Here is a 24,720-nt window from a genome sequence, read left to right on the forward strand (position 1 = left end):
TCCTGCTTCCGTCAGCTCGATATTTCTGCCGACTTTATGCATTAATTCTACACCTATTTCTTTTTCCATAACTTTTATTTGATGACTTAAAGGTGGCTGTGTAATATTAAGTTTTTTAGCGGCATTTGTTACATTTCCCTCATCAGCAATAGTGATAAAATAACGTAATTTTTTCAAGTCCAGCATTGTCTCCTCCATTTTACATCTTGCATAGCTATACTGATTGTAAAAGAATTTTCAGAATTGTTTTTAATGCACACTTTTTAGACCGCATACTTTCTATTATTTTATAATAACGATACTTTATTCTTTATATATAGTTATAGTATTTATTATTAAGTAGCTATTTAATAATAAATACTATAACTATTATAAAACAACTATTATTTTTTTAGTTTTATTATTGAAGTATACCTATTATCTATTTGACTGAAAACATGTGCGTATTTGCTCGTTATATTAATATCGCTGTGCCGCAATACTTGTTTAACAATCTGCAAGTCCTTCGTTTTACTATATAGCAGTGTACCACAGGTGTGCCGCAGCATATGGCAGCTTATGCCTCTCTTTTTATAGCCTGCCATTTCCAGCCAAGAGTCTATACTGCGCCTAATGCTGCGTCGATCCATCCGGCCTCCTTTATTGCGATTACCGATGGCAGTAAAAACAGCTTTTCCCATTTCATCAGTCTTATTTGTATCAAAGTAACGAAGATTTATGTATTTATACAAATATTCCAAAACGTCTCCGCGGGGATAAATAAAGTCATTATGCCCCTTACCATGTATATAGATAGTTTTTATTTTCCAATCTATGTCAGCTACTGACATTCTGTATACCTCTACAGTACGCAGCCCCTCCAAAGCCATAAGCAATATCATGGCTTTGTCTCTCATATTTTCAATATTTTCCCCATCATCAGGAATGACAGAAAGCAAGTGCTCCAGCTGAGGAAGATCCAAAAACTTCAACGGAGAAATATCATTTGCCTCATATGCTTTAATTCCTATATCTTTAGCCGGATTTTCTTTTATCAAATTTACTTTCAAAGCGATATTGTAAAATTGTTTTATAGCATTAAGTTTACTTTTTATACTGCTTTTTTTCATTTTCAGCTGAACAAGCATATCACGATAATAGGTAAATTCATATTCTGATATTTTCAACGGATGACGTTTATTATAATGGCACCATTCTATATATCCATCTACCGCTGAACAATAATTGCGCAAGGTATCTTCTGCAGGTTCTCCATGAGAAAGATAGCGTTCTAAAAATTTTTTATAATTTAATATAAAATTATCAGCATTTATTTCATGTTCCGGTATAAAATCAGGTATAGACATGAAGCGTTTTGGTATTGTTGCAATTTTTTTTGAAGAGTTCATTTTATACCTCTTTATTTGAATTTTGGGTATGGATCTATTTCTTAAGTCCTATTTTTAATGAAGTAGGACTTAGGAAAAATAAGCAGGAATAGTGTAGGAGAGCCGATGTGCACCATTTAGAAATAAGTAAAACTATAATATATAGTATATCATAGTTTTTACTAAAAGCGTTCTAAAAATCAGCAGATAATATTTTGAACGGCTCAATTAGAGCTTATTTAAGAAAAGAAAAAATAATTTTTGTATGTTTATATGGAAATATATATTTTACATGTAAAAAGCCAAATAAAGCTGTTTTAGACGATTTACGTCAAATTGGTTAATATATATTGGTTATATTTGAATATCTGTTGCCATAAATATACACATTAATATAATTAAAGAAACTTTATAATATTTAATTGTTCTAAGTAGATATTATTATTTTCTTTTATAACCAATAAGAGTATAAGCATTGAGTAACAATAGATATTATTAAATATCAGTAATTTTTAGAAAATCATTTTTATATTGTATATTTATTGTTCGAATTATTTCTGTCATGGGATTTTTATTTGCACACCACTTTTCAGCTGCTTTTCTCGCATCAAGTAAAATATTAACATCACTGAGCACATTCGCTATTTTTAGATCGGGAAGACCATGCTGCATGGCGCCAAAAAATTGTCCGGGCCCACGAAGCCGCAGATCCTCCTCTGCCAAAACAAAACCATCATTTATCTTTTCCATTAAGGAAAGGCGTTCGACAGTTTTGCTGCTTTTACTGTCAGACAGCAATATGCAGTAGGATTTATATTGTCCGCGGCCAATACGGCCTCTAAGCTGGTGAAGCTGGGCCAAGCCAAAACGATCAGCCCCTTCCACTACCATTATGGAAGCGTTGGGAACGTTGACACCTACCTCAATGACAGTGGTGCTTACGAGTAAATGTATTTTATTTGCGAAAAAATCCTGCATTATTTGTTCTTTTTCAATTGCAGAAAGCTTGCCATGTAAAAGTGCGCAATTTATATTTTTAAAAATACCGGTATTTAATTTTTCGAACATTTCCTCAGCTGAGACTGTTTTTATATTTTCAGAAATCTCTATTAAAGGACATACTACATATGCCTGCCTGCCTTCTTTGATTTCCTTTAATACAAATTGATAAATTTTTTCGCGTGCGCTTTTAGTACGTAGAAAGGTTCTTATATTTTTTCGGCCGGGAGGAAGATGACGTATCATGGACACATTTAAATCACCATATACAGTCAGGGTCATCGTCCGCGGTATCGGAGTGGCAGTCATTACCAATACATCCGGTATATGCACAGCTTTAGCTTCCAAATATGCTCTTTGAGCAACTCCGAAACGATGCTGCTCATCTGTAATAACTAAACCCAGATTTGCAAATTCCACCTTATCCTGTATAAGTGCATGAGTGCCTATTATTATCTGCCATTTTCCTGTTTTTATTTGCTGTAAAGCATCTCTGTGCTCTTTTGCAGAAAGACTGCCAAGCAAAAGGCCTGTTTTTATTCCCAATGGATCAAGCAATAGACAGAAATTGCGAAAATGCTGCCTGGCTAAAATTTCTGTAGGAACCATTAAAGCGCTCTGCCAGCCGTTTTCAACAGCTTTGACCAATGCCAGTACGGCAATTACTGTTTTTCCCGAACCTACGTCACCCTGTAAAAGCCGCTGCATAGGAGTAGATGATTGCATATCATTGCATATTTCTGACCATACTTTTTCCTGATCTGCTGTGAGCTTAAAGGGAAGAGCACTATATAGTTTTTTTACAAGAGTGCTGTTAAGCAAACAATGAATGCCATGCTTATTCTGAGTATGAATCTTACGCAGATGAATAAGCCCGCACTGAATCATAAAAAGTTCTTCAAAGATAAGCATTTTGCGAGAAGCTTCAATATCCTCCTCGCTTTTTGGAAAATGTATTTTTCGCAAAGCATCTGCTTTTGTCAAAAGTTTATATTCATTTCTTATCGATTCAGCCAAAGCACAAGGAATATTATGAAGATCACTGAGTGTATCTGTCAGTATACTGCGATAAAATTTTGGTTTTATAGTACCGGGAAGAATATATATAGGAAGAAATTCGCATTGCTCATTTTGCTCATCGTCCAATAAAAAATAGGAAATAATTTGTTTGATGCAGAATTGTCCACTGCCTCCATAAGCATAACTGATTTTTCCCTTGACAAACAAATTCATACCCTTTTTCAAAGATCTTGCTAAAAAGGGTTGATTGAACCATATTATTTGTAATGTACCTGTGTCATCACTCAATAATACGGTGATTATTTTCATTCCTTTATATGATATTTTTTCTTGAATACTTATTATATATCCTTTTACATTAACTGTTTCATCATATTCAATTTCGCTTATTGGCGTTATGTCACTTTGATCATTATAACGTTTTGGATAATATGTCAACAGGTTGTATTTGTTTTCTATTCCCAATTTATTTAATGCTTGTGCTTTTTTTGGTCCTATTCCTTTAACGTATTGTATATTTTCTTCAAAATTCATTTTATCACCTGCAAAGAAAAGCGTTAAAATAATAAGAGCACAATACAATTGCGTATTATGCTCTTATTTCACAGCAAGGTGAAACGCTCAATCTTCTTTATGTTTTTTTGCTGCGACAGTAGTTTTAATGGAAAGATCACGCAGCTGTTTATTATCTACATCGGACGGAGCCTGTGTCATCAAGCATGAAGCACTTTGTGTTTTAGGAAAAGCAATAACGTCACGAATAGAATCGCGTTTAGCCATTATCATAACCAGGCGATCAAGACCAAATGCCAATCCGCCGTGAGGGGGAGTACCATATTTGAATGCATCAAGCATAAAGCCAAATTTTGCATGAGCTTGCTCTGGTGTCAGGCCGATAGCTTCGAATACCTTTTCCTGAAGATCGCTGTTATATATGCGCAGACTGCCTCCGCCTATTTCTGTGCCATTTAAAACCATATCATAAGCTTTAGCTTTTACTCGGCCAGGATCTGATAAAAGATATTGAACATCTTCTTCACACGGTGCAGTAAATGGATGGTGCATTGCCTTCCAGCGTTTATCTTCTTCACCATATTCAAACATAGGAAAATCGACAACCCAGAGGAAAGATAATTTATCAGGATCTATAAGGTTTCTGCGGCGGGCCATTTCAAGACGAAGCTCACCAAGAGCCTGAGCTACGACCAAAGGTTTATCGGCAACTACTAATAATAAATCGCCGGTTTCAGCTCCTGCAGCTTCTTTGATCTTGAGAAAAGTTTCTTCTGAATAGAATTTTTTAAAGGGTGACTTTATTTCAGAATCAGTATACTGAATCCATGCCAGACCCTTTGCACCATAATTTTTTACATATTCCACAAGTCCGTCAAGTTCTCTGCGAGGAATGCCCGCATAAGCTTTAACGTTGATAACTTTAACCTGTCCTTTATTTTGCAGAACAGATTCAAATACCTTAAATTCAGAACCGCGGACATAATCGGATATATCCATAAGCTCCATACCAAAACGCAGGTCGGGTTTGTCCGAGCCAAATCGATCCATCGCGTCCTGCCATGTCATTCGTAAAAATGGTCCGGGAACTTTCGCGTCAACAGCCTTAGCAAAAAGCTCAACTACCATATTTTCCATAGTATTTAATATATATTCCTGATCGACAAAAGACATTTCTATATCCAGCTGAGTGAATTCAGGCTGACGATCTGCACGCAGATCTTCATCACGAAAACAGCGGACAATCTGAAAATATTTTTCATAACCAGCCAGCATGAGGATCTGCTTGAAAATTTGCGGAGATTGAGGAAGTGCATAAAACTTACCGGGATTGAGGCGGCTCGGGACAAGAAAATCACGTGCACCTTCCGGTGTGCTCTTTGTAAGCATAGGAGTTTCTATTTCCAAAAAATCATTTCTGTCAAAGTAATCCCGCATAATCTTTGTTACTCGATGACGCAAAATAATGTTTTTCTGCATTTCAGGGCGACGCAGATCCAAGTATCTATATTTCAAACGCAAGGTTTCATCCACATCAATATTATCCTGAATATAAAAGGGAGGCGTTTGAGCTGTATTTAATATACGAAGTTCCTCACAATAAATTTCAATTTCACCGGTTGGCATATGAGGATTGACAGTTTCTTCAGAACGCAGCGATACGCGGCCGCGTACAGCAATAACAAATTCAGAACGCAGGGACTCAGCTTTTGGAAAAGCTTCATTTCCGATCTTGTCTTCGGCAAAAACAGTCTGAACTAATCCTGATCTGTCTCTCAGATCAACAAAAATAAGTCCCCCATGATCACGGCGGCGTGATACCCAGCCGCATACTACAACTTCCCTGTCCACATCATTTTTGCTAAGTTGTCCGCAATGATGTGTGCGGGGCATTCCGTCTAATGTTTCCATTATTATTTATTCACCTCAAAAGTAATCTTATCTATCAATGATGCAAAAGGTACTGTTGTTTGCGCACTGTCTGTCATATTGCGTACAGTCGCACTTTCGTTGGCAAGTTCATCATCACCAATTATAACGGCATATTTCGCTCCATTTTTATTAGCCTGTTTCATTTGTGCTTTCATACTGCGCCCGGCATAATCCATAAGTGCAGACAGCTTTTTATCGCGCAGCTGCTGAAGTAATTTAAATGCAGGTTGTTCAGCCTTTTTTCCCATAGCAATAATAAATACGTCGCAATATGCATTTTTAGGCGGAAGTAATTTTTGCGTCTCAAGTGCAAGTAAAACACGTTCCAGGCCTGTGGCAAATCCTACTGCCGGTGTCGGATTACCGCCGCATTCTTCAATAAGTCCATCATAACGACCACCGCCAAGAATAGCGCTTTGAGCACCCAATGGCAGATATTTAAATTCAAATGCAGTTTTGGTATAATAATCCAAACCACGCACTAAATGCGAATCAAGAATATAATCAATTCCTAAATTTGTCAATGAATCCTGAAGTTTATCAAAATGATCGGCGCATTCCTCACAAAGGCAATCTGTAATTTTAGGTGCCCCCTCTGCGAGTTCTTTGCAATGAGGATTCTTACAATCAAGTATACGCAGAGGATTGCGTTCATAGCGTGACTGACAGTCATTGCACAGTTCAGTAAGTTTATCCTTAAAGAAAGACTGCAATTTTTCTCTGTAAACAGGGCGGCATTTCGGACAACCTACTGAATTTATTTTTAAAAGAACATCATTCAATCCCAGATCTTTTAAAAGAGCTGCGCCAAGGCTTATTACTTCAGCATCTATCAGCGAACTTTGTTCTCCGATGGCTTCTATGCCAAATTGATGAAATTCACGGTATCTGCCAGCTTGTGGTTTATCATACCGGAACATAGAACCGATATAAAATAATTTTGTGATGCCACCATCTGCATACAATTTATTTTGCAAATAGGACCTTACTGCAGAAGCTGTATTTTCAGGACGCAGTGTGATACTGCGTCCGCCTCTGTCAAGGAAGGTATACATTTCCTTTTCCACTACATCCGTGGTTTCTCCTATGCCGCGCATAAATAATTCTGTATGTTCAAACATAGGTGTTCTTATTTCATTAAAACCATATAACAAGCAAAGCTCTCGTATTTTATTTTCCAGATACTGCCACTCATGTACATTTTCTGGCAAAATATCTTTAGTTCCACGCGGAACAGTTGTCAGCATAAGTCTCTCTCCTTACTTCTCATAAACTTCCCGCATTAAAGAAAGGCGCCGCTCAATATAATCATCGACACTTTTCAAATAGGTCCCTAAATCCTTAGGATTAAATAAGGTTTTCAAATATGCAAAGGACGGCGCTACTATTTTAGTAGATGCGTTGCCCCCAATACCTAAGATAGTTTGTTTTTCACCCATTATCTGAATGTTATAAATACTTGCGGAACCCTGTCTGCAATAGCCCGTGTTTTCAAGCTGACCGCTCATATAACCCTGGCGATACAGGTAATATGGTGAATAGTCTGCCTGCAGCAGCAAATTTTCTGCGGTATAAGCCATTTCACGTGTTACTTTGTCATCGGGCAGTTGTACAGAATCCAGACAACTCTTAAGCGATGATCCTTTTTTTACAGCCAGTGCATGCACCGTTATATCATCAGGGGATAATTTAATAATTTTTTCTAATGTATCACGCACGTCAGCAGCTGTTTCTCCGGGCAAGCCTAAAATCAGATCCATATTTATCTTTGCAGGACTAATGAGACGGATATCATTATATACTTTCTCGATCTCCTGCGGAGTGTGTCTGCGACCTATTATTTTTAACGTTTTTTCCTGCATCGTCTGAGGATTTACGCTCATCCTGCTGACTTTATATGCTGTCATCAGTTTAATTTTTTCGAGTGTTATCGAATCAGGCCGTCCTGCTTCAACCGTATATTCCAAAATATCATTTGAATATAAACCCTGAACATAATCAAGAAGTAAAGCAAAATATTTTTCCGGCAGACTTGTAGGTGTACCGCCGCCGATATAAATATTTTGCACTTTTAGGTGATAAGCATCTATAATCTCTCTTAAAGATAATATCTCCTTATGCAAAGCAGCCATAAAAGCATTGAGTATGTCAGCTTCCGGCAGAAGATTGGATGGAAAAGAACAGTACAGGCAGCGAGTGAGACAAAATGGGATACCAATGTAAATGCTTATTGTATTATGATCTGATGCAGCGAGTACAGGCAGCTGTCCATAGGCAATATCAGTAAGCAATACTGCTTTTTTTCCTGATACTGCATAATCAGCCGTCAATCTTGCTGCGATAGCCGATTTATCCATTCCACTGCTTATATACCTATGAACAATTTTAGCGGGCCGCACCCCGTGCAATATTCCCCATGGAGCGACAATAGGACCTAAATTGTCCGTTAATAAATGATAAAGATTAAGCTTTATTAAACGATTTGCTGAAGCGCGAGGATTTTCATCCTGTCTTGCAAAATCTGTTCTTGTAAATAATTGGCTTTTACTATTCTTTACAAATCTGATTTTAGTAAAAACTTCAAATACGATATCTTTTTTCACATAATTTGATATCTCAATAATATCGTAATCAGCAGGAACGTCCTGGTGAACTTCTATTTTAAACAGCAGCAGAATCTCTTTTACTATTTTATGAACAATTTCTTTTTCGCTGTTTATTACGAGCTTATTTATAATCAAAGCTGCTTTTGGCATTTACTGCAATATCCATAAAAAGTTACTTGATGATCAAGAATTTTAAATTTGCTTTTTTCCATTATATCCACTTCAAGATCTTCAAGAAGATCGTCGGCAAATTCTGCTACTTTACCGCACTTCAGACATATCAAATGATGATGACGGTGAGCATCAGGATTAGCTGTATTAAGTTCATAACGACGGCATCCATCGCCAAAGTCATTTTTTTGCAATATTGCAAGTTCTGATAAAAGTTCCAGGCTGCGATAAACTGTTGCCAGACCTATATCATAGCCTTTATCGCGCAGAATATAGTGTACATCTTCTGCACTCAGATGTTCTCCGGGATTTTCTATAAAAACCTGCAAAACAATCTTTCGTTGTGGTGTGATTTTGTGATGAGGGCTCTGCAGTTTTTTTGTCAAATCATCAATGGTAATTTTTTTACCCATAATATAAGCCCCTTTCTCTGAGTAAGCTACCATAAATATTACTATCAACTAATTATTTTACCAAAAAACATTGTATAATACAAAGTATTTTTAAAGTTTCACAAAAACCACGTGCTGTATAAAAAAAGAGACTGCTATAAACTAATGCAAGTTTTAACAATCTCTGAACGGTCAATAAGTTCTCATTTCGGTTGGTACATTATCTCTTCTGAAATATAGAAATTATTACCCACAAGACTTAATCGTCCTCTATTGCCGTCCTCGAACTTAACACCTTACAGTTTCAATTTTGTTTTAATGCGTTCTACCGCTTTTATTGTACTTTCCCTATCACCAAAAGCAGTAAGACGGAAATAACCTTCACCGGAAGGACCAAAGCCGGCACCCGGAGTGCCCACTATGTTAGCTTCGTTTAAAAGTTTATCAAAAAATTCCCATGATTTCATGCTGTTTGGTGCCTTAAGCCATATATATGGTGCGTTTATTCCACCAAAATATTTTATGCCAACGGCATCCAGGCCCCTGCATATCGTTTTGGCATTATTCATATAATAGTCAATGGTCTGCATTATTTGTTTTTGTCCCTCATTACTGAGAACAGCTTCAGCAGCACGCTGGACAATATAAGCTGTACCATTGAATTTTGTAGTATGGCGGCGATTCCACATAGGATTTAAAGCCTGCTTCATTCCGCTTTTAGTATGTCCAAACACTGTTTTAGGAATAACGGTATATCCACAGCGCATTCCTGTAAAGCCTGCTGTTTTGGAGAACGATCTGAATTCGACAGCTACGTCTCTTGCCCCATCAATTTCATAAATAGTCCGGGGAACATCTTCTTGCGTAATATAATAAGAATATGCAGCATCATATAAAATGACAGAGTCATTTTCTTTTGCATATTTCACCCATGCAGACAATTGTTTCCTGGATAATGTAGTGCCTGTGGGATTATTTGGACAACATATATATATAATATCAACATGTTTTTTCGGAAAATCAGGAATAAAATTATTTTCTGCGGTACATGGCATATACACAACATTATCGAAAATGCCGGCAGCTTCATTATAAAGACCGGTTCTTCCCGCCATGACATTTGTATCAAGATACACAGGATAAACAGGATCTGTTATAGCTATGATATTATCATTGCCAAAGATTTCCTGTATATTTCCGCAGTCACTTTTAGCGCCGTCACTGACAAAAATTTCATCTGACTCTATCTGTGCTTTGCGTGGTGCGTAAATTGTGTTGACAATAGCTTCGCGCAAAAAGGCATACCCCTGTTCAGGACCATATCCCCGAAAAGTTTTTGCATCAGCCATTTCTTCTACTGCTTTGTGCAGTGCCTCAATGACCACAGGGGCTAAAGGCTGCGTTACATCGCCAATACCAAGGCTGATAACATCAGCTGAAGGGTTCTCTTTTTTAAAAGCACTGACACGACGCGCTATTTCAGCAAATAAATAACTGCCCTGCAGTTTTAAATAGTTCTCATTAACTAATGTCATTATTTTACTCTCCTTATACGAGGCTTATAAAAAAAGCTGCCATAATTCAAATATTATGTACAGCTTTTTTCAATATTATTTTACTGATTTTCCTTAGCTACAGCAACCAACTTGGTGAATGCTGCAGCATCATTTATAGCCAAATCAGCCAGCATTTTACGATTTACTTCCACATTTGCCTTGGTAAGTCCATAAATTAAGCGACTGTAAGAAATTCCGTTGATGCGGGAAGCAGCATTAATACGGGCAATCCATAATTTGCGAAAATCACCTTTTTTGGCGCGACGGTCCCTTCTAGCATAGTACAATGCTTTCATTACAGTTTCATTTGCTTTTTTAAATTGCTTGCTTTTAGAACCTTTATAACCCTTAGCTAATTTCAATATTTTTTTATGACGTGCATGCGCTGTAACGCCTGTTTTTACTCTTGGCATTTATTTTTCCTCCCGAATTTTTTTATTAAGCATATGGAAGCATTCTACTAACGCGTTTGTGATCAGCTGCAGTGATAATGGCAGCTTTTCTGAGATTGCGTTTGCGTTTAGGTGATTTCTTTTCTAATATATGACTTTTAAAAGATTTGTTGCGTTTATATTCACCTGTACCGGTGGCAGTGAAGCGTTTAGCTGCTGCGCGGCGTGTTTTCATTTTCGGCATTATTAATTTCCTCCCTTAATCTGTTTTGGTACCAGAATCATTATCATATTTTTGCCCTCAAGTTTTGGAGTACGTTCCACTATAACATACTCTGAAAGTGTGTCAGCAACTTTAAGCAGCAAGCTGCGACCAAGTTCTGGATGTGACAATTCCCTGCCACGGAACATGATCGTGACTTTTACTTTATTACCATCATTTATAAAACGTAAAGCATTCTTTGTTTTTACATCAAAATCATGTTGCTCAATATTGGGGCGAAGCTTTACTTCTTTTATCGTTATAACTTTTTGTTTTTTACGAGCTTCCTTTTCGCGTTTCTGCTGTTCATAGCGATATTTGCCAAAATCCATTATGCGACAGACCGGAGGTTTTCCCTTAGGCGCAACCTCAACCAAATCAAGATGAACTTCTTCAGCACGGGCCAAAGCATCTCTTATAGGCATTATACCCAACTGATTGCCATCTACATCAGTGACTCGCACTTCACGTACGCGTATTTCCCCGTTAATTCTTAAACTATCTTTACTAATATCTAATCACCTCTTTACTAAAAATATAAAACAAAAAAAGGGCGGCACGCCGCCACCCTTTTTCATGCGAAATATAAACCTGGATGACTTTTCATCATCAGGTGAGAAGCGGTGGCCTCTACTTGAATAATATACATATATTAACATATCAAATATTTATTGTCAAATATTTATTAAAAAAATTCTATAAGTATTTCCCATAAATATTTTTCATGATAAAAATGTTTTTATATGAGTATATTAACTGTATCATCAATAACAAATATTTATTTATTGGTAAATTATTTTTTGGGATTTATCTGCTTGGTTAAGCTGTTTCCATGTATTTTTATTACATATTATCTTCACAAAATATCTCTGGATAGCATAATATATTTATGCTATAATAAATGACATAAATATATTTACTATATTTAATAAATTTATATAATAAAAATGCACTGTGTCCTTAAACATAGACAGGCACCGTATATAAATTTTTTTAATTATTACTGTGTTTTGCAGGAGGAGTATAATGGAACTAAAACAACTGGAATATTTTCAAATGACCAGCCGCTTAAAAAATATTACAAGAGCGGCCAAAAGATTACGTGTATCACAGCCTAATATAACAGTAGCCATAAAAAAGCTTGAAGCAGAGCTTGGTATTCAACTCTTCGACAGAAGTCAAAAACAACTTTCTCTCACCCCTGAAGGGGTAGTTTTTTTGAACAGAATAGACCTAGCCCTGCGCAATATCCAGGATGCGGTTTTAGAAGTAAATGACTATAAAAAACTACAAAAAGGCACTATAAAAATAGGCATCCCATCTATGATAGGCGCTTTTTTGTTTCCCAAAATATTTTCCAGTTTTCAACAAAAATATTCGCATCTGGATATCTATCTTTATGAAGAAGGTTCTATGACTATCAGAGAACAAATCGAACGGGATGAACTGGATTTTGGGATTGTCATTCTCTCAGGAGCTTCTTCGAGTCTTGAACTTTTACCAATGTCAAAAAATCAATCTGTTGCCTGTCTGCCTCTGGATCATCCGTTGGCCAAGAAAAAATCAATTGCCATTAGTGATATTGAGAATGAAAATATTATAATGCTCAAGGATGGCTCATATTTGCGAAATCTTTTAATGCAAAAAATGAGTAAGGAAAACATAAAAGCTAATATTGTATTAGAATCAAATCAGATTGAGACTATCAAAGGACTTGTAGCGAGTAATGTCGGTATTGCTTTTCTACTGGATTTTGTTGTAAAAGATACACCAAACATAAAAGTTCTGCCTTTTGAAGATCCCATTTTTGTCGATGTAGGTCTCGCCTGGAAAAAAGATCGATATATATCAAAAGCGGCACAATCATTTATCGAATTTTGCCAGGATACTTTAAAATAAAGACTTATTTAGGAAAAGGGGCTGTGACAAAATGAGAAATCATTTTGTCCACAGTCTCTTTTTCTATACAATTTGAGGCAACAAGCGGGCAATTACTGAAAAAAGGGCATACAACCCCTTTCCCCATAAAAACTGCTTTTCTACAGTTTATGCGGCTTTCTTCAAACGTAGTCTTTTATTGTGGTATTTATAAAGATTGTGCCCGATGGAAACCAGGAAAATCTCTAAACGTACTTGTTTCATACCTTTTCGAACGATTCTTTTATACCAGCGGTTATTTTTCATGATGCCAAAAGTACCTTCAGATTGAATCGAGCGATTCATACGAAGAAGCGCTCCTTGAATGCTTTCTAGGTTATTCACAACTTCTTGGTGTATAGAAGTTAGTTCCTGGTTAAGATGAATCGTCCTGTTTTTATCCGTCTTTTTACACTCGGAGGCATAAGGACAATCTGTACAATTTTCGCACTGGTAGACCTCTTCCTGACGTCCGTATTGATTCCCTTTTACATTTCGTCTATATTGAAGATAAAATGCCTGTCCGGCCGGACAACGCAGTGTGCCTTCTTCGTCAATCTTGAAATTCACTGCCCGAAACGGATTATCTCGATACTTTGCGTCAGTAGTTTCTTTCTTGTACATAGTGAATTTCATATACTTTTCCATACCGTGCTGCTCACAGTAAATATAATTGTTGTATGAACCATATCCTGCGTCAGCAACGGGATACTTTGGATAAAATCCGTAGGTATTATGAAATTTCTCCAGTAAGGGAACAAAACAATCCATGTCTGCACGGTATTGATTTACATCAGCTACAGCTATGTATTCATCTGCAATACCAAATTGAACATTGTAGGCTGGCAGGAGCTGGTCGTTGCCCATATAATCTGTCTTGATCCGCATGAATGTCGCACAGTGATCTGTTTTGGAATAACTGTTCCGGTCTGGACCACAAATGGTTATCTTTTCAACATATTCTTTGAGTTTGGCTGTATATTCCTGAAGCCGTTCGTAATAGCTCTGCCGGGGTGTTTTTCGATGGCCTTTTCCATGGACAAATTTTGTTTCATCTATTTCATAGATTTTGGCATACCGATCTGTTACTTCATTCAGGTATTCAGGAACGTATTCGGAATTCGTATCAATTTTGATACCAAAGCCGGAAAGATCGTCGTTGATTTCATCAAGTAATCCCGTGACTTTTTCAAAAAGTCTATATCTAGACTTTTCAGTCGCTTTCTTCCATACCCAGCTATATTTATTAGCATTTGCCTCAAATTTCGAACCGTCAATATACAGATGGCTCAAATCCACATGATCTTTAGCAAAGATTTTCTTGTTGATCTCGCTGAACAATTCCTCGACGGATGGGTTGAGGATATTTTCGATAAAATAGCCGAACGTGCGATAAGATGGAGTCTCGTGTTCCATGAGATAGATAAAGCGAAGATTGACTTTACAGCAATCTTCGAGTTCGCGGAGCGAGATATATCCATTTGTCATAAATCCAAATAAGATTGTTTTCAACATGCTGGTCGGGTTGTACCTGATGCGTCCGGTAACGTGCTCCGGAACATTTTTCAGGTACTTCTCCAAGTCGATTCCCTCCATGAATCTGTCGAAAACCAGCACAGGATCACAAATATCCAGAAAATCCGAAATAAATAGTGGCAAAACTGCCTGTTTTGTTTTAGAATAATGTATGTTTGAATTTTTCATGTGGTATGTAAAATTTTAACACAAAAAGAGGATCACCGGCTCGTTCGAGCAAGCGATCCTCTTTTGTTTTTATAGGAGTGTTATTTCACAGCCCCTTTTCATTTTTTATTTTATCTGCCTGTCTATATTCAGATAATAATCGATACTATACCTGCCTGGTCCGATAAAAAATGCAGCGAAAAAGTTGAAACCATCTTCCAAGGATTGGGATGATTTAAAAAGACCTTTGTCCTGCAGCATCTGGCTGCTAAAAGCTACCAGTAAATTGCCAAAAAGTAAAATTGCCGCCAGTCGATAAAATAGTCCCAAGAATACCAGCAGACCACCGATGCATTCAGCAAAAGCGGAAAGGAATCCCCATAATGCAGGAACAAATGTTATCCCATATACTGACATAACCTGTCCGAGCTCAGCCCACTTTTCGGGCCCGCCGCTCAATTTTGGAAAACCATGCCACATAAACATCAATCCTAAAACAATACGAAAAATCAACAGGCCAAAATTTTTTTTGTCTGAAGCAAAATAATAAATATCATTTAAAAAATTGATCAATTAAGCACCCTCCCTTTTTTGAATAAAATCCCACTGGTCATGGAAATTCTTCATAAGAAAGCATATTTAGCTTTCCTATCTATTTTATAATATATTAAAAAAATTACCAGCATTTTTTTTATTTTAATATCCTTGAAGAAAAAAGCGATTAATGATAGAATTAAAAAAAGATTATCAAACTATATTAATTATTATTTAATGATCGTTTTATGGAGGTGTCTGCGATGTCAAATTTGGCAATATCTACTGTGGAAAAGTTGTTGAATAATGCTGATACATTATCTTCAGCAACTTCGGCAGAATCTTCTTCTGCTGCCGGCAGTTCGTCATCATCGAATAATGTTTTTACTGATTCGTCGGCAGCTGCTCCCGCATATAGTTTATCTCAGGGATTGGTCAATATAATAAACGGTTCCGCGTCTGCATCTTCTTCCGACCCATTGCTCAGTAATGTCTATTCTTCCTTAAGTACATTAAGCGCCGCTTCCAAACTGTCCGCAGCAAATTTTCAAAAAATGCAGGATATAAATTCTTCAAGCTCCGTACAGTCGATAACTTCACAAATGTCCACACTTCTTTTTTCTCTTAATGGTAATTCCGCAAAAAATACAAACACAGTTTATCAAACACTTCTAAACGGCGTTTCATCAGCCAAAAAACTTTCAGTCATGCTCAAATCTGACCCTTCGGGTGAAACTTTAAAAAATGCTGTATCTCAGATAAGGAGCAGTCAGAGTAATACTTAATCCTGTTCAAAAAAAGAGAAGCTTTCGCCTGTTTTGCGAAAGCTTCTCTTTTTTTTAGAGTATTAGTTCATAAAACTTGACATAATTTTATATACATATTGATTAATTTATATTAATTTTTCTGAAAATATAGTTAATTAATAAAAACTTATCCTTGCAGATATTCTGATCCTATTGGATGAAAAGCATGTACGCAATTGGTACACTCCTTGCAATCAAATCGATATTCGCATTCCTGTTTATAGCGAATTGTTTGAGCAGCATTAACCTGCTTATAATAACGTACAACGTTCACTTTTTTTTGGAGATTCAGACAAAATGGCTTTTCTTTTTTAAATTCAAGCTTAGTCATATAATATCACTTCTTTCTTCTATCAAATTTATATGATATTTATTTCGACAAGCTTGTTCTCTTTCCTTCTGAAAATCCTCTTTATAATAAATTTTTTTTAATTTATTATAAATATTTTTTATTATTAATTAATAGTATTTATAACAATATTGGATGATATAAATACTATTAATTAATTTGCCTTTATGTTCATTCTATTAAATTAAAAATCAATATATTATCGCCATGATATATTTCATGTGCAGGCTATTGTTTTAAGTGCCTGAAAGCTTTTTGAGCTATATCTTTGCGAAATTGCATATCGGCAAAGGTTATTAAAGCTGCATCCCTGTAAGTATTAGCTATTGCTTCTTTTATATCTTTGCCTGTAGATACAATGCCCAAAACTCTGCCTCCGTCGGTAACTATCTGCCCGTCAACCGCCCTGGTTCCGGCATGAAAAACTAGTGCACCTGCCTTGTCAGCATCTTCAAGTCCTTTTATGGGTTCACCTTTTTTATACTGACGAGGATACCCGCCTGCAGCAAGAACAACACAGACTGCCGTTTTTTTATCCCAGAGGATATCCTGCTTATGCAAAGTGCCGTTGGTGCACGAGATCATTATCTCAACAAGATCGCTTTTCAGTAACGGCAGAATCACTTGTGTTTCCGGATCACCGAAACGAGCATTAAATTCTATTACTTTAGGCCCTTTATCCGTTATTATCAATCCCGCATACAAGCATCCCTGATATTTTTTATTTTCTTTTTGCATTGCCGCTATAATTGGTTCAAGAACTTCTTTTTGCACTTGATTCATTATCTTTTCATCGATGACCGGTGCAGGTGCATAAGTCCCCATTCCTCCGGTGTTCGGACCTTTATCTCCGTCAAAAATTCGTTTGTGATCTTGAGCAGCAAGCATGGGTTTTATTATTTTTCCGTCAGTAAAGGCCAGTATTGAGGCTTCTTCTCCTTCAAGAAATTCTTCTATGACCACACAGTCTCCTGCATTGCCAAAAGCTTTGTCACACATGATTTCATCCACGGCCTCCAATGCCTGTTCAACTGTTTCTGCAACGATAACGCCTTTACCCGCAGCGAGACCATCTGCCTTGACTACTATCGGCGCGCCTTCCTCTTTTATATACTCTTTAGCTGCTGCCGCGCTTTTAAAGGTTTCATATTTGGCTGTAGGGATATTGTATTTTCTCATTATTTCCTTAGAAAAAGCTTTCGACCCTTCCAGCAGGGCTGCTGCTTTAACCGGACCAAAAACAGGAATATCAGCTTTTTGCAGATCATCTGCCAAACCGTTCATTAAGGGAATTTCAGGACCTATAACGATCAGCCCTATATTTTTTGCTTTTGCAAAATCAATAATTTTACTATTGTCTTCAATGCTGATACCGTCGACACATTCAGCAATATTTTTCATTCCCGGATTACCGGGCAGAGCATATATCTTTGCTGCTTTGCTGCTCTGCGATATTTTCCATACAAGAGTATGCTCCCGTCCGCCAGAACCAATTACTAATATATTCAAATATACTACCTCCTGCGTATTGTCAAAAAGCGCACTCAAATTTCAAGTGCGCTTTTGTAATTGATTTTTCCGATAATTAGTCTTATACTTATTTTTCTATTTTGCTGTCCAAATAACTCTGTATGCAATCATCATATTCAGCCGTATGTTTAAAGGCTTCCTGTGCCAGTTTCATTCTGAAGGTGGCAGCTACTTCACCCTTCTTGACCATAGCAGCTATTTCAGAATAATGATCAGGATTAACAACAACCGTTACATACTTAAAGTTTTTGGCAGCTGCCCTGATCATAGCCGGACCGCCTATATCTATATTTTCGATAGCTTCAGCAAGAGAAACATCAGCCCTGGCAATAGTTTCTCTAAATGGATAAAGATTGACAACAACCATGTCTATGCCTATTATGCTATGCTCCTGCATTGCTTTTTGATGTTCCGGGTTATCACGCACAGCCAGTATACCCCCATGAATATACGGATTCAATGTTTTTACACGCCCATCCATAATTTCAGGGAATCCAGTAACATCACTGACATATAAGACCGGTATTCCCGCTTTTTGCAAAGCCTTCATCGTGCCGCCGGTGGAAACTATTTCTATTCCGGAAGAATGCAAAGCTTTGGCTAAATCTACAATACCTGTTTTATCCGATACGCTGAGAAGTGCTCTCTTTATTTTCAAAAAATCCACCGCCTGATTTATTCTTTTAGTAGTACCTTGCGTCCCTTTATTTCCAAAGATCCGTTCAAGTATAATCCGACAGCCCTTGGATAGATTATATGTTCCTGTTGAAGAACACGTTCCGCCAGCGATTCTTCCGTGTCATTATCTAATACGGGAACAGCAGCCTGTATAATAATTGGTCCGCTGTCAGTTCCTTCATCGACAAAATGTACAGTGCATCCTGAAATTTTAACACCATAGGCAAGGACGTCTCTATGCGCATGAGCGCCGGTAAAGGCCGGCAAGAGAGCTGGATGAATATTTAATATTCGATTTTTATATTCCCGTATAAACAATGGACTCAATATACGCATAAATCCAGCCAGTAAAATATGTTCTACCTTATAATCCTTTAATACAGAAAGGAGTTCTTTTTCAAAAGCTTCTTTTGTATTATATTTACTGCGATCAATACATAAACTTGGTATGCCGGCCTTAGCTGCACGTTCAAGAGCACCGGCATGCGGTTTATCAGTTAGAACAATACCGATTTCTGCAGAAAACTGACCTCTGTTTATAGCATCAATTATTGATTGGAGATTGGTGCCGCGGCCTGATGCTAAAACAGCCAAAATCGGCTTATTCATTAAATACCCCGCCTTTTATGACTACGTTTTTATTCCCCGGAGTGACGGTTCCTATGATATAGGAAAGTTCATTCTGCGCGGCAAGCTGCTTTTGCACTGCCGGTGCGTCTTCAGCAGCAACAGCAATAATCATGCCAATGCCCATATTAAAAGTACGGTACATTTCCCGCCAATCAACATTCCCCCATTTTTGCAGCAGAGAAAATATAACAGGCATTTGCCAAGCAGATGCATCGATCAAAGCAGCGCATTTTTCCGGTAATATACGCGGAATATTATCATAAAAACCTCCGCCGGTGATATGTACCATGGCATGCAAATCAAACTTGTCAATAAGCGGCAGGCACACTTTAGGATAAAGCCTTGTCGGTTTAAGCAACTCTTCTGCTAAAGTCGTCCCCAGTTCATCTATATATTCCGTGCCTTTATAACCCATATGCTCAAAGCATATCTTGCGTACAAGAGAATACCCGTTAGAATGTATACCGGTCGAAGGCAAACCTATAAGAACATCACCGGAAGATAGTTTTTCACCGGTGATTATTTTTGATTTTTCCACAGCTCCTACGGTAAAACCAGCTATATCGTATTCACCATCAGAATAAAACCCCGCCATTTCAGCTGTTTCGCCACCGATCAGAGAACATCCTGATTCAGTGCAGGCTTTAGCGATTCCCTTAACGACAGCAGCGACTTTTTCTGGTTCAAGCTTGCCCACTGCCAGATAGTCAAGGAAAAAAAGCGGTTCAGCGCCCTGTACTAAGACATCATTGACACACATCGCTACAGCGTCCTGTCCAATAGTATCATGCTTATCAAGCATAAAGGCCAACTTCAATTTTGTGCCTACACCATCCGTGCCCGAAACTAAAACAGGCTCCTTATACTTAGCTGTATTCAAAGCAAATAAACCGCCGAATCCGCCCAAATCACCAAGGACTTCAGGACGGTAGGTGGCTTTTACGCTGTCTTTTATAAGTGATACCGAATAATTTCCTGCATCTATATCAACTCCGGCATTACGATATGTCAAACCGACGTTTTTTTTCTCAGACATTTTATCCCCCATTATAATAAATAAAAAAGTCCGTCTCAGCTGCCGCAAAAACATCTGAGACGAAAATCATATTCATTTTTTCAAATGCTCAAATACATATTTATCGGCACCAACCGTGTCAGCCTTAGGCGTTTCAACAGGATAGTAATTATTGAAACACGCATAACACATATCTTCGCTGTCGGCTGATTTTATACTTTCCTTCAAACCCTCAATTGATAAAAAGTGCAAAGCATCAGCCTTTATATACTCACAAATTTGGTCGACTGTTTTAGTTGAAGCAATCAGTTCTTTACGGATGGAAGTGTCTATTCCATAATAACAGGGAAACCCTATTGGCGGGGAGCTGACACACATGCGAACAGATTTTGCACCGGCACTGCGCAGCATACGGACAATTTTTCCGCTGGTAGTTCCTCTGACGATAGAATCATCTACCATTATTACGTCCTTATCCTTGACAGCCGAAACAATAGGACTGAGTTTAAGTTTGACCGCAGTATCGCGTTTTTTCTGCGTAGGCTGAATAAAAGTACGGCCTATATATCTGTTCTTTATGAGACCTTCTATAAAAGGAATACCCGATTCATAGGCAAATCCTGTAGCGGCTGTGGTCCCGGAATCGGGAACAGATATAACTACATCACCCTTAAAACCTGATTCTCTGGCCAGTATACGCCCCATCATAAAGCGGGCCTCATGGACACTTTGTCCGTCTATAACACTATCCGGACGGGCAAAATATATATATTCAAAGACACATGCTGCCTTTTTTTCGATGGCAGCAAATTTATAGGATTTCAATCCGTGTTTATCAATTACAACCATCTCACCTGGTTCTACATCTCTCACATAATGTACACCGGCAACAGCAAGTGCACAGGATTCAGAGGATAAGACCCATGCATCATCTGATTTGCCAATACATAACGGACGAAAACCATGCGGATCACGCGCCCCTATCAGTTTGTCCTCAGTCATGATAGTGAGGCAGTACGCGCCTTCAATCTTATTCATGCTTTCCATGATTTTATCTTCAATTGAAGCGGCTTTTGATCTGGCTATAAGATTAACAAAAACCTCAGAATCTATGGAGGTCTGGAAAATATTCCCTTGTTCTTCCATTTCCCGGCGTATTTCTGCAGCGTTGGTAAGATTGCCGTTATGTGCCAGACTGATTTTACCGCCTGCATAATTTACCATGAGGGGCTGTGTATTAGCCAACAGGCTGGATCCGGTAGTTGAATAACGAACATGGCCAATAGAAATATACTGATTATCCATATGGGGAATCTGATGCCGAAAAACTTCGTTCACCAGGCCCATACCACGGGAAACGTCCATCCATGCACCGTCAGTTACTGCTATACCGGCGCTTTCCTGACCGCGGTGCTGCAGAGCATAAAGACCAAGGTATGTCATCATCGAAACATCTTCAGTGTGCGAGTACGCGCCAAAAACACCGCATTCTTCATGCCACTTGCTTGATACGGAAATATCAGCCATCTTATTTATTTTCTCTCCTATGTTAAGCCTGCTCACCAGTCAGACGATGCAGAATTTCTTTGTAGGCATCTTCAACATTCCCCATATCTCTGCGGAAACGATCTTTATCAAGTTTTTCGTGAGTTGTGCTGTCCCAGAAACGGCAGTTATCAGGAGAAATTTCATCTCCTAGGATTACTTTGCCATGGTAACGTCCAAATTCAAGTTTAAAATCAATGAGATCTATATTTTTAGTCTTCAGATAATCCGTCATTATAGCATTGATCTTCAGACCAGTTTTTTCGATTTGAGCAAGTTCATCTTCTGCAGCCCAATCCATCGCTTTAATATGGAATTTATTAATCATCGGGTCGTTCAATTCGTCACATTTATAATAATATTCAAGGACAGGGAAAGTCAATTTTGTTCCTTCTTCAAGACCTAAACGTTTAGCAAGGCTTCCTGCCGCAACATTGCGGAGAACAACTTCCAGCGGAATTATATCAAGTTTTTTTACCAGCATTTCTCTTTCACTAGGCATGTTTATATAATGATGTTCAATCCCCTGCTTAGCAAGCATATCGAAAAAAAACGCGGAAATTTTATTGTTTAAAACTCCCTTTTCCATTATAGTACCTTTTTTTGCACCATTGCCGGCAGTGGCATCATCCTTATAATAAACTAAAAGTTCATCAGGATTATCTGTCGTATAAATGATTTTAGCTTTGCCTTCATATAATTTTTCTTTACTCATAATAACTCCCCCTGTAACAATCTTATTTCAATTCACTGGCAACTTTAGCTGCTTTTGCTTCTACCTCTTCAACCATCTTCAACCGATAGTCTGCAAGTTTCTTGCTTAAACCAGCATCGCTCAATGCGAAGATTTCCACCGCGAAAATTGCAGCGTTTTTAGCGCCGTTTATCGCCATTGTAGCAACAGGAATACCCGAAGGCATCTGTACCGTACTTAAAAGAGCATCCATCCCATTCAATGCAGTAGCATTTATGGGAACACCTATTACAGGAAGTGTTGTATAAGAAGCTATAACGCCTCCTAAATGAGCCGCCGCACCAGCTGCAGAAATAAAAGCGCCGATACCGCGGTCCTGAGCCGCCGAAACGATTTCACGCACTTTTGACGGAGTACGGTGCGCCGAGGCCACTATAACTTCCGTCTCAATATCGAAATCATGCAATAATTTAATTGCCGGCTTCAAGACCGGTAAATCGGAATCGCTGCCCATTACAACAGCAACTTTCATGAGATCTCCTCCTAAAAATAATATTCGTACCTTTCAATAATAGCAAAACAGACAGCAAACTGCAATATAATATGACAGTTTACTTACATTTTTAATATTATTTTCATCGCTTTATGCATAATCAGCTGCGGCAACGATTGATATTAAAAAAGATTGAACTTTAATACAATTATTTTCTTTTCCGGAGAGTAAAAATGCGGGTATCGTAAATTTTATGGGCAAATGGTAATATTTTTTGCTATAATATCTATACACAATATGAGGTTGTGTTGTATAATGTAACAGCTGTTACACTTAGCGGCAGCAGTGCCCATGAGGCAGGCTTTTGCTGAATAAGTAATTAGGGGGATAATGATGTCATTGATTGTAAAAAAATTTGGCGGCAGTTCTGTAGGCAGTACAGAAAAAATAATGAACGTCGCCAAGCGTATCGTTAACGAAAAAGGAAAAGATGATAAAGTTGTTGTTGTCGTATCGGCTATGGGTGACACGACTGATGAATTAATAAAGTTGGCTAATCAGATAGACAGTGACCCGTATAAATATACACGGGAAATGGATATGCTGCTTACCACGGGCGAACAGGTATCCATATCGCTTTTAACAATGGCGTTTAAATCAATTGGTCAAAAAGCTGTATCACTCACGGGATCCCTTGCGGGCATAAAGACCAATGATGTACATACAAAAGGAAAAATCATGGACATCAGACCACAGCGTGTTCTGGATGAATTGAATAATAATAATATCGTAATTGTTGCCGGTTTTCAGGGCTGTGATCAACTTGGTGATCCAGTAACTTTGGGACGCGGCGGTTCTGATACATCTGCTGTAGCTTTGGCAGGGGCATTGCACGCAGATTCCTGTGAAATATACACTGATGTTGACGGAATCTACTCGGCAGATCCAAGAATGGTAAAAAATGCCAGGAAAATGAAGGAAATAACTTATCACGAGATGCTGGAAATGGCTCGTCTGGGATCCGGTGTCATGCAGCCACGCTCAGTTGAAGTAGGCCAGCTGATGAATATACCTATACATGTCAGATCTACTTTTAATAATAAGCCCGGAACAATAATTAGGGAGGAATATACAATGGAAGAAAAAGGGTTCGTAATAAGAGGTGTAAGCCATGATAAAAAGGTTGCAAAAATAGCTGTATTGGGTGTTCCTAATAATCCGGGCATCGCTTACTCCATCTTCTCGGCCCTGGCTGAAAAAAACATCGATGTTGATATGATAGTGCAAAGTATCCGTAATATTGAAAAAAATGTCACGGACATGGTTTTCACTGTAGCTTCAGATGATCTCAGCACCGCTAAACCGGTGGTAGATAAGGCAGCAGGTGAACTCAATGCGATCGGTGTTCTGATTGAAAAAGATGTTGCAAAAGTTTCTGTGGTTGGTGTCGGTATGCTCGGCAATCCCGGCATAGCAGCCAGAATGTTTGGTGCACTTTCCAAGGCAGGAGTTAACATAGATGTTATAAGCACCTCCGAAATAAGCATATCCTGTCTCATAAAAAGTTCCTCCCTGCATGAAGCCGTGAATATAATTCATAATGAGTTTTTTCCTGAAGGTTGAGGAAGGATTGAAA

General features: G+C 38.0%; 23 protein-coding genes. 3 read left to right on the forward strand and 20 right to left on the reverse strand.

The genetic code is table 11. From position 1 onward, the window contains the following. From I6758_RS03585 to infC, 11 genes are all read right to left on the reverse strand, one after another. Positions 1-186 (reverse strand): LysR family transcriptional regulator (locus I6758_RS03585; protein ID WP_330998017.1); only part of this gene is annotated, 186 nt, incomplete at its 3' end. A 197-nt stretch (positions 187-383) separates the two neighbouring features. After that, positions 384-1,388 (reverse strand): tyrosine-type recombinase/integrase, encoded by a 1,005-nt coding sequence (locus tag I6758_RS03590; RefSeq protein ID WP_231038490.1) that lies wholly within the window; start codon positions 1,386-1,388, stop codon positions 384-386. Positions 1,389-1,862: 474 nt separating this feature from the next. Then, positions 1,863-3,920, reverse strand: a complete 2,058-nt coding sequence (gene recG, locus I6758_RS03595) for an ATP-dependent DNA helicase RecG (protein WP_196603840.1) — start codon at positions 3,918-3,920, stop codon at positions 1,863-1,865. 87 nt (positions 3,921-4,007) lie between these two features. Further along, positions 4,008-5,810, reverse strand: a complete 1,803-nt coding sequence (gene aspS / locus I6758_RS03600) for an aspartate--tRNA ligase (protein WP_196603841.1) — start codon at positions 5,808-5,810, stop codon at positions 4,008-4,010. A gap of 2 nt (positions 5,811-5,812) precedes the next feature. Continuing rightward, on the reverse strand, positions 5,813-7,078 hold the full coding sequence (gene hisS / locus I6758_RS03605) for a histidine--tRNA ligase (protein WP_196603842.1): 1,266 nt from the start codon (positions 7,076-7,078) through the stop codon (positions 5,813-5,815). 12 nt (positions 7,079-7,090) lie between these two features. Further along, positions 7,091-8,587 carry a coproporphyrinogen dehydrogenase HemZ gene (gene hemZ / locus I6758_RS03610; RefSeq protein WP_196603843.1) on the reverse strand — a complete coding sequence of 499 codons (1,497 nt, stop codon included), beginning with the start codon at positions 8,585-8,587 and terminating at the stop codon, positions 7,091-7,093. Continuing rightward, positions 8,569-9,021, reverse strand: a complete 453-nt coding sequence (locus I6758_RS03615) for a Fur family transcriptional regulator (protein ID WP_196603844.1) — start codon at positions 9,019-9,021, stop codon at positions 8,569-8,571. Before I6758_RS03615 ends, hemZ begins: the two co-directional genes overlap by 19 nt. A 275-nt stretch (positions 9,022-9,296) precedes the next feature. Then, a complete protein-coding gene (locus I6758_RS03620; RefSeq protein WP_196603845.1) occupies positions 9,297-10,535 on the reverse strand; it encodes an LL-diaminopimelate aminotransferase in 1,239 nt (412 codons plus the stop codon). An 80-nt stretch (positions 10,536-10,615) separates the two neighbouring features. After that, positions 10,616-10,969 carry a 50S ribosomal protein L20 gene (gene rplT, locus I6758_RS03625; RefSeq protein WP_196603846.1) on the reverse strand — a complete coding sequence of 118 codons (354 nt, stop codon included), beginning with the start codon at positions 10,967-10,969 and terminating at the stop codon, positions 10,616-10,618. Positions 10,970-10,994: 25 nt separating this feature from the next. Further along, positions 10,995-11,192, reverse strand: a complete 198-nt coding sequence (rpmI, locus tag I6758_RS03630) for a 50S ribosomal protein L35 (protein ID WP_196603847.1) — start codon at positions 11,190-11,192, stop codon at positions 10,995-10,997. Between the two features lie 2 nt (positions 11,193-11,194). Continuing rightward, positions 11,195-11,722 carry a translation initiation factor IF-3 gene (gene infC / locus I6758_RS03635; RefSeq protein WP_196603962.1) on the reverse strand — a complete coding sequence of 176 codons (528 nt, stop codon included), beginning with the start codon at positions 11,720-11,722 and terminating at the stop codon, positions 11,195-11,197. A 514-nt stretch (positions 11,723-12,236) separates the two neighbouring features. On the opposite strand from infC, the gene I6758_RS03640 reads away from it, so the two are divergent. Further along, complete coding sequence (locus I6758_RS03640) at positions 12,237-13,109, forward strand: LysR family transcriptional regulator (RefSeq protein ID WP_196603848.1); 873 nt, start codon at positions 12,237-12,239, stop codon at positions 13,107-13,109. 147 nt (positions 13,110-13,256) lie between these two features. Here the strand turns inward: I6758_RS03640 and I6758_RS03645 are convergent, their stop codons facing one another. Together I6758_RS03645 and I6758_RS03650 are read right to left on the reverse strand one after the other, a co-directional pair. Beyond that, positions 13,257-14,786 carry a transposase gene (locus I6758_RS03645; RefSeq protein WP_196603849.1) on the reverse strand — a complete coding sequence of 510 codons (1,530 nt, stop codon included), beginning with the start codon at positions 14,784-14,786 and terminating at the stop codon, positions 13,257-13,259. A 150-nt stretch (positions 14,787-14,936) separates the two neighbouring features. Next, entirely contained in the window at positions 14,937-15,383 is a 447-nt protein-coding gene (locus tag I6758_RS03650; protein ID WP_196603850.1) for a DoxX family protein, read from the reverse strand. A 224-nt stretch (positions 15,384-15,607) separates the two neighbouring features. Between I6758_RS03650 and I6758_RS03655 the strand changes: the two genes are divergently transcribed. Further along, a complete protein-coding gene (locus tag I6758_RS03655) occupies positions 15,608-16,129 on the forward strand; it encodes a hypothetical protein (protein WP_196603851.1) in 522 nt (173 codons plus the stop codon). 598 nt (positions 16,130-16,727) lie between these two features. Here I6758_RS03655 and purD read toward each other — a convergent pair. The 7 genes from purD to purE all read right to left on the reverse strand — a co-directional run bounded on the left by purD (position 16,728) and on the right by purE (position 23,123). Beyond that, on the reverse strand, positions 16,728-18,008 hold the full coding sequence (gene purD, locus I6758_RS03660; RefSeq protein ID WP_196603852.1) for a phosphoribosylamine--glycine ligase: 1,281 nt from the start codon (positions 18,006-18,008) through the stop codon (positions 16,728-16,730). A gap of 88 nt (positions 18,009-18,096) precedes the next feature. Then, positions 18,097-18,687 (reverse strand): IMP cyclohydrolase, encoded by a 591-nt coding sequence (locus I6758_RS03665; RefSeq protein ID WP_196603853.1) that lies wholly within the window; start codon positions 18,685-18,687, stop codon positions 18,097-18,099. Positions 18,688-18,704: 17 nt separating this feature from the next. Beyond that, positions 18,705-19,316, reverse strand: coding sequence for a phosphoribosylglycinamide formyltransferase (gene purN, locus I6758_RS03670; RefSeq protein WP_196603854.1), 612 nt, complete (start codon positions 19,314-19,316; stop codon positions 18,705-18,707). Further along, entirely contained in the window at positions 19,309-20,373 is a 1,065-nt protein-coding gene (gene purM / locus I6758_RS03675; RefSeq protein ID WP_196603855.1) for a phosphoribosylformylglycinamidine cyclo-ligase, read from the reverse strand. Before purM ends, purN begins: the two co-directional genes overlap by 8 nt. A 72-nt stretch (positions 20,374-20,445) precedes the next feature. Next, positions 20,446-21,879 carry an amidophosphoribosyltransferase gene (gene purF, locus I6758_RS03680; RefSeq protein WP_196603856.1) on the reverse strand — a complete coding sequence of 478 codons (1,434 nt, stop codon included), beginning with the start codon at positions 21,877-21,879 and terminating at the stop codon, positions 20,446-20,448. Positions 21,880-21,901: 22 nt separating this feature from the next. Then, positions 21,902-22,612 (reverse strand): phosphoribosylaminoimidazolesuccinocarboxamide synthase, encoded by a 711-nt coding sequence (purC, locus tag I6758_RS03685; protein ID WP_231038491.1) that lies wholly within the window; start codon positions 22,610-22,612, stop codon positions 21,902-21,904. Positions 22,613-22,634: 22 nt separating this feature from the next. Beyond that, positions 22,635-23,123 carry a 5-(carboxyamino)imidazole ribonucleotide mutase gene (gene purE, locus I6758_RS03690; RefSeq protein ID WP_196603857.1) on the reverse strand — a complete coding sequence of 163 codons (489 nt, stop codon included), beginning with the start codon at positions 23,121-23,123 and terminating at the stop codon, positions 22,635-22,637. A 354-nt stretch (positions 23,124-23,477) separates the two neighbouring features. Here purE and I6758_RS03695 point away from each other — a divergent pair, with 354 nt between their 5' ends. Beyond that, positions 23,478-24,707: an aspartate kinase gene (locus tag I6758_RS03695; protein ID WP_196603858.1), complete on the forward strand. Its 1,230-nt coding sequence runs from the start codon at positions 23,478-23,480 to the stop codon at positions 24,705-24,707. The last annotated feature ends 13 nt before the right edge of the window (positions 24,708-24,720 follow it).

This window comes from Pectinatus haikarae (assembly GCF_015732185.1).
GTDB classification, from domain to species: domain Bacteria; phylum Bacillota; class Negativicutes; order Selenomonadales; family Selenomonadaceae; genus Pectinatus; species Pectinatus haikarae.

Coding starts and splice junctions, on each gene's coding strand:
- I6758_RS03655 (WP_196603851.1), top strand. CDS start 15,608: ATGTCAAATTTGGCAATATCTACTGTGGAAAAGTTGTTGAATAATGCT.
- purE (WP_196603857.1), bottom strand. CDS start 23,123: ATGAAAGTTGCTGTTGTAATGGGCAGCGATTCCGATTTACCGGTCTTG.
- purN (WP_196603854.1), bottom strand. CDS start 19,316: ATGAATAAGCCGATTTTGGCTGTTTTAGCATCAGGCCGCGGCACCAAT.
- I6758_RS03695 (WP_196603858.1), top strand. CDS start 23,478: ATGTCATTGATTGTAAAAAAATTTGGCGGCAGTTCTGTAGGCAGTACA.
- rpmI (WP_196603847.1), bottom strand. CDS start 11,192: ATGCCGAAAATGAAAACACGCCGCGCAGCAGCTAAACGCTTCACTGCC.
- hemZ (WP_196603843.1), bottom strand. CDS start 8,587: ATGCCAAAAGCAGCTTTGATTATAAATAAGCTCGTAATAAACAGCGAA.
- purC (WP_231038491.1), bottom strand. CDS start 22,612: ATGAGTAAAGAAAAATTATATGAAGGCAAAGCTAAAATCATTTATACG.
- purF (WP_196603856.1), bottom strand. CDS start 21,879: ATGGCTGATATTTCCGTATCAAGCAAGTGGCATGAAGAATGCGGTGTT.
- I6758_RS03615 (WP_196603844.1), bottom strand. CDS start 9,021: ATGGGTAAAAAAATTACCATTGATGATTTGACAAAAAAACTGCAGAGC.
- hisS (WP_196603842.1), bottom strand. CDS start 7,078: ATGCTGACAACTGTTCCGCGTGGAACTAAAGATATTTTGCCAGAAAAT.
- I6758_RS03620 (WP_196603845.1), bottom strand. CDS start 10,535: ATGACATTAGTTAATGAGAACTATTTAAAACTGCAGGGCAGTTATTTA.
- I6758_RS03590 (WP_231038490.1), bottom strand. CDS start 1,388: ATGAACTCTTCAAAAAAAATTGCAACAATACCAAAACGCTTCATGTCT.
- I6758_RS03640 (WP_196603848.1), top strand. CDS start 12,237: ATGGAACTAAAACAACTGGAATATTTTCAAATGACCAGCCGCTTAAAA.
- purM (WP_196603855.1), bottom strand. CDS start 20,373: ATGTCTGAGAAAAAAAACGTCGGTTTGACATATCGTAATGCCGGAGTT.
- recG (WP_196603840.1), bottom strand. CDS start 3,920: ATGAATTTTGAAGAAAATATACAATACGTTAAAGGAATAGGACCAAAA.
- rplT (WP_196603846.1), bottom strand. CDS start 10,969: ATGCCAAGAGTAAAAACAGGCGTTACAGCGCATGCACGTCATAAAAAA.
- aspS (WP_196603841.1), bottom strand. CDS start 5,810: ATGGAAACATTAGACGGAATGCCCCGCACACATCATTGCGGACAACTT.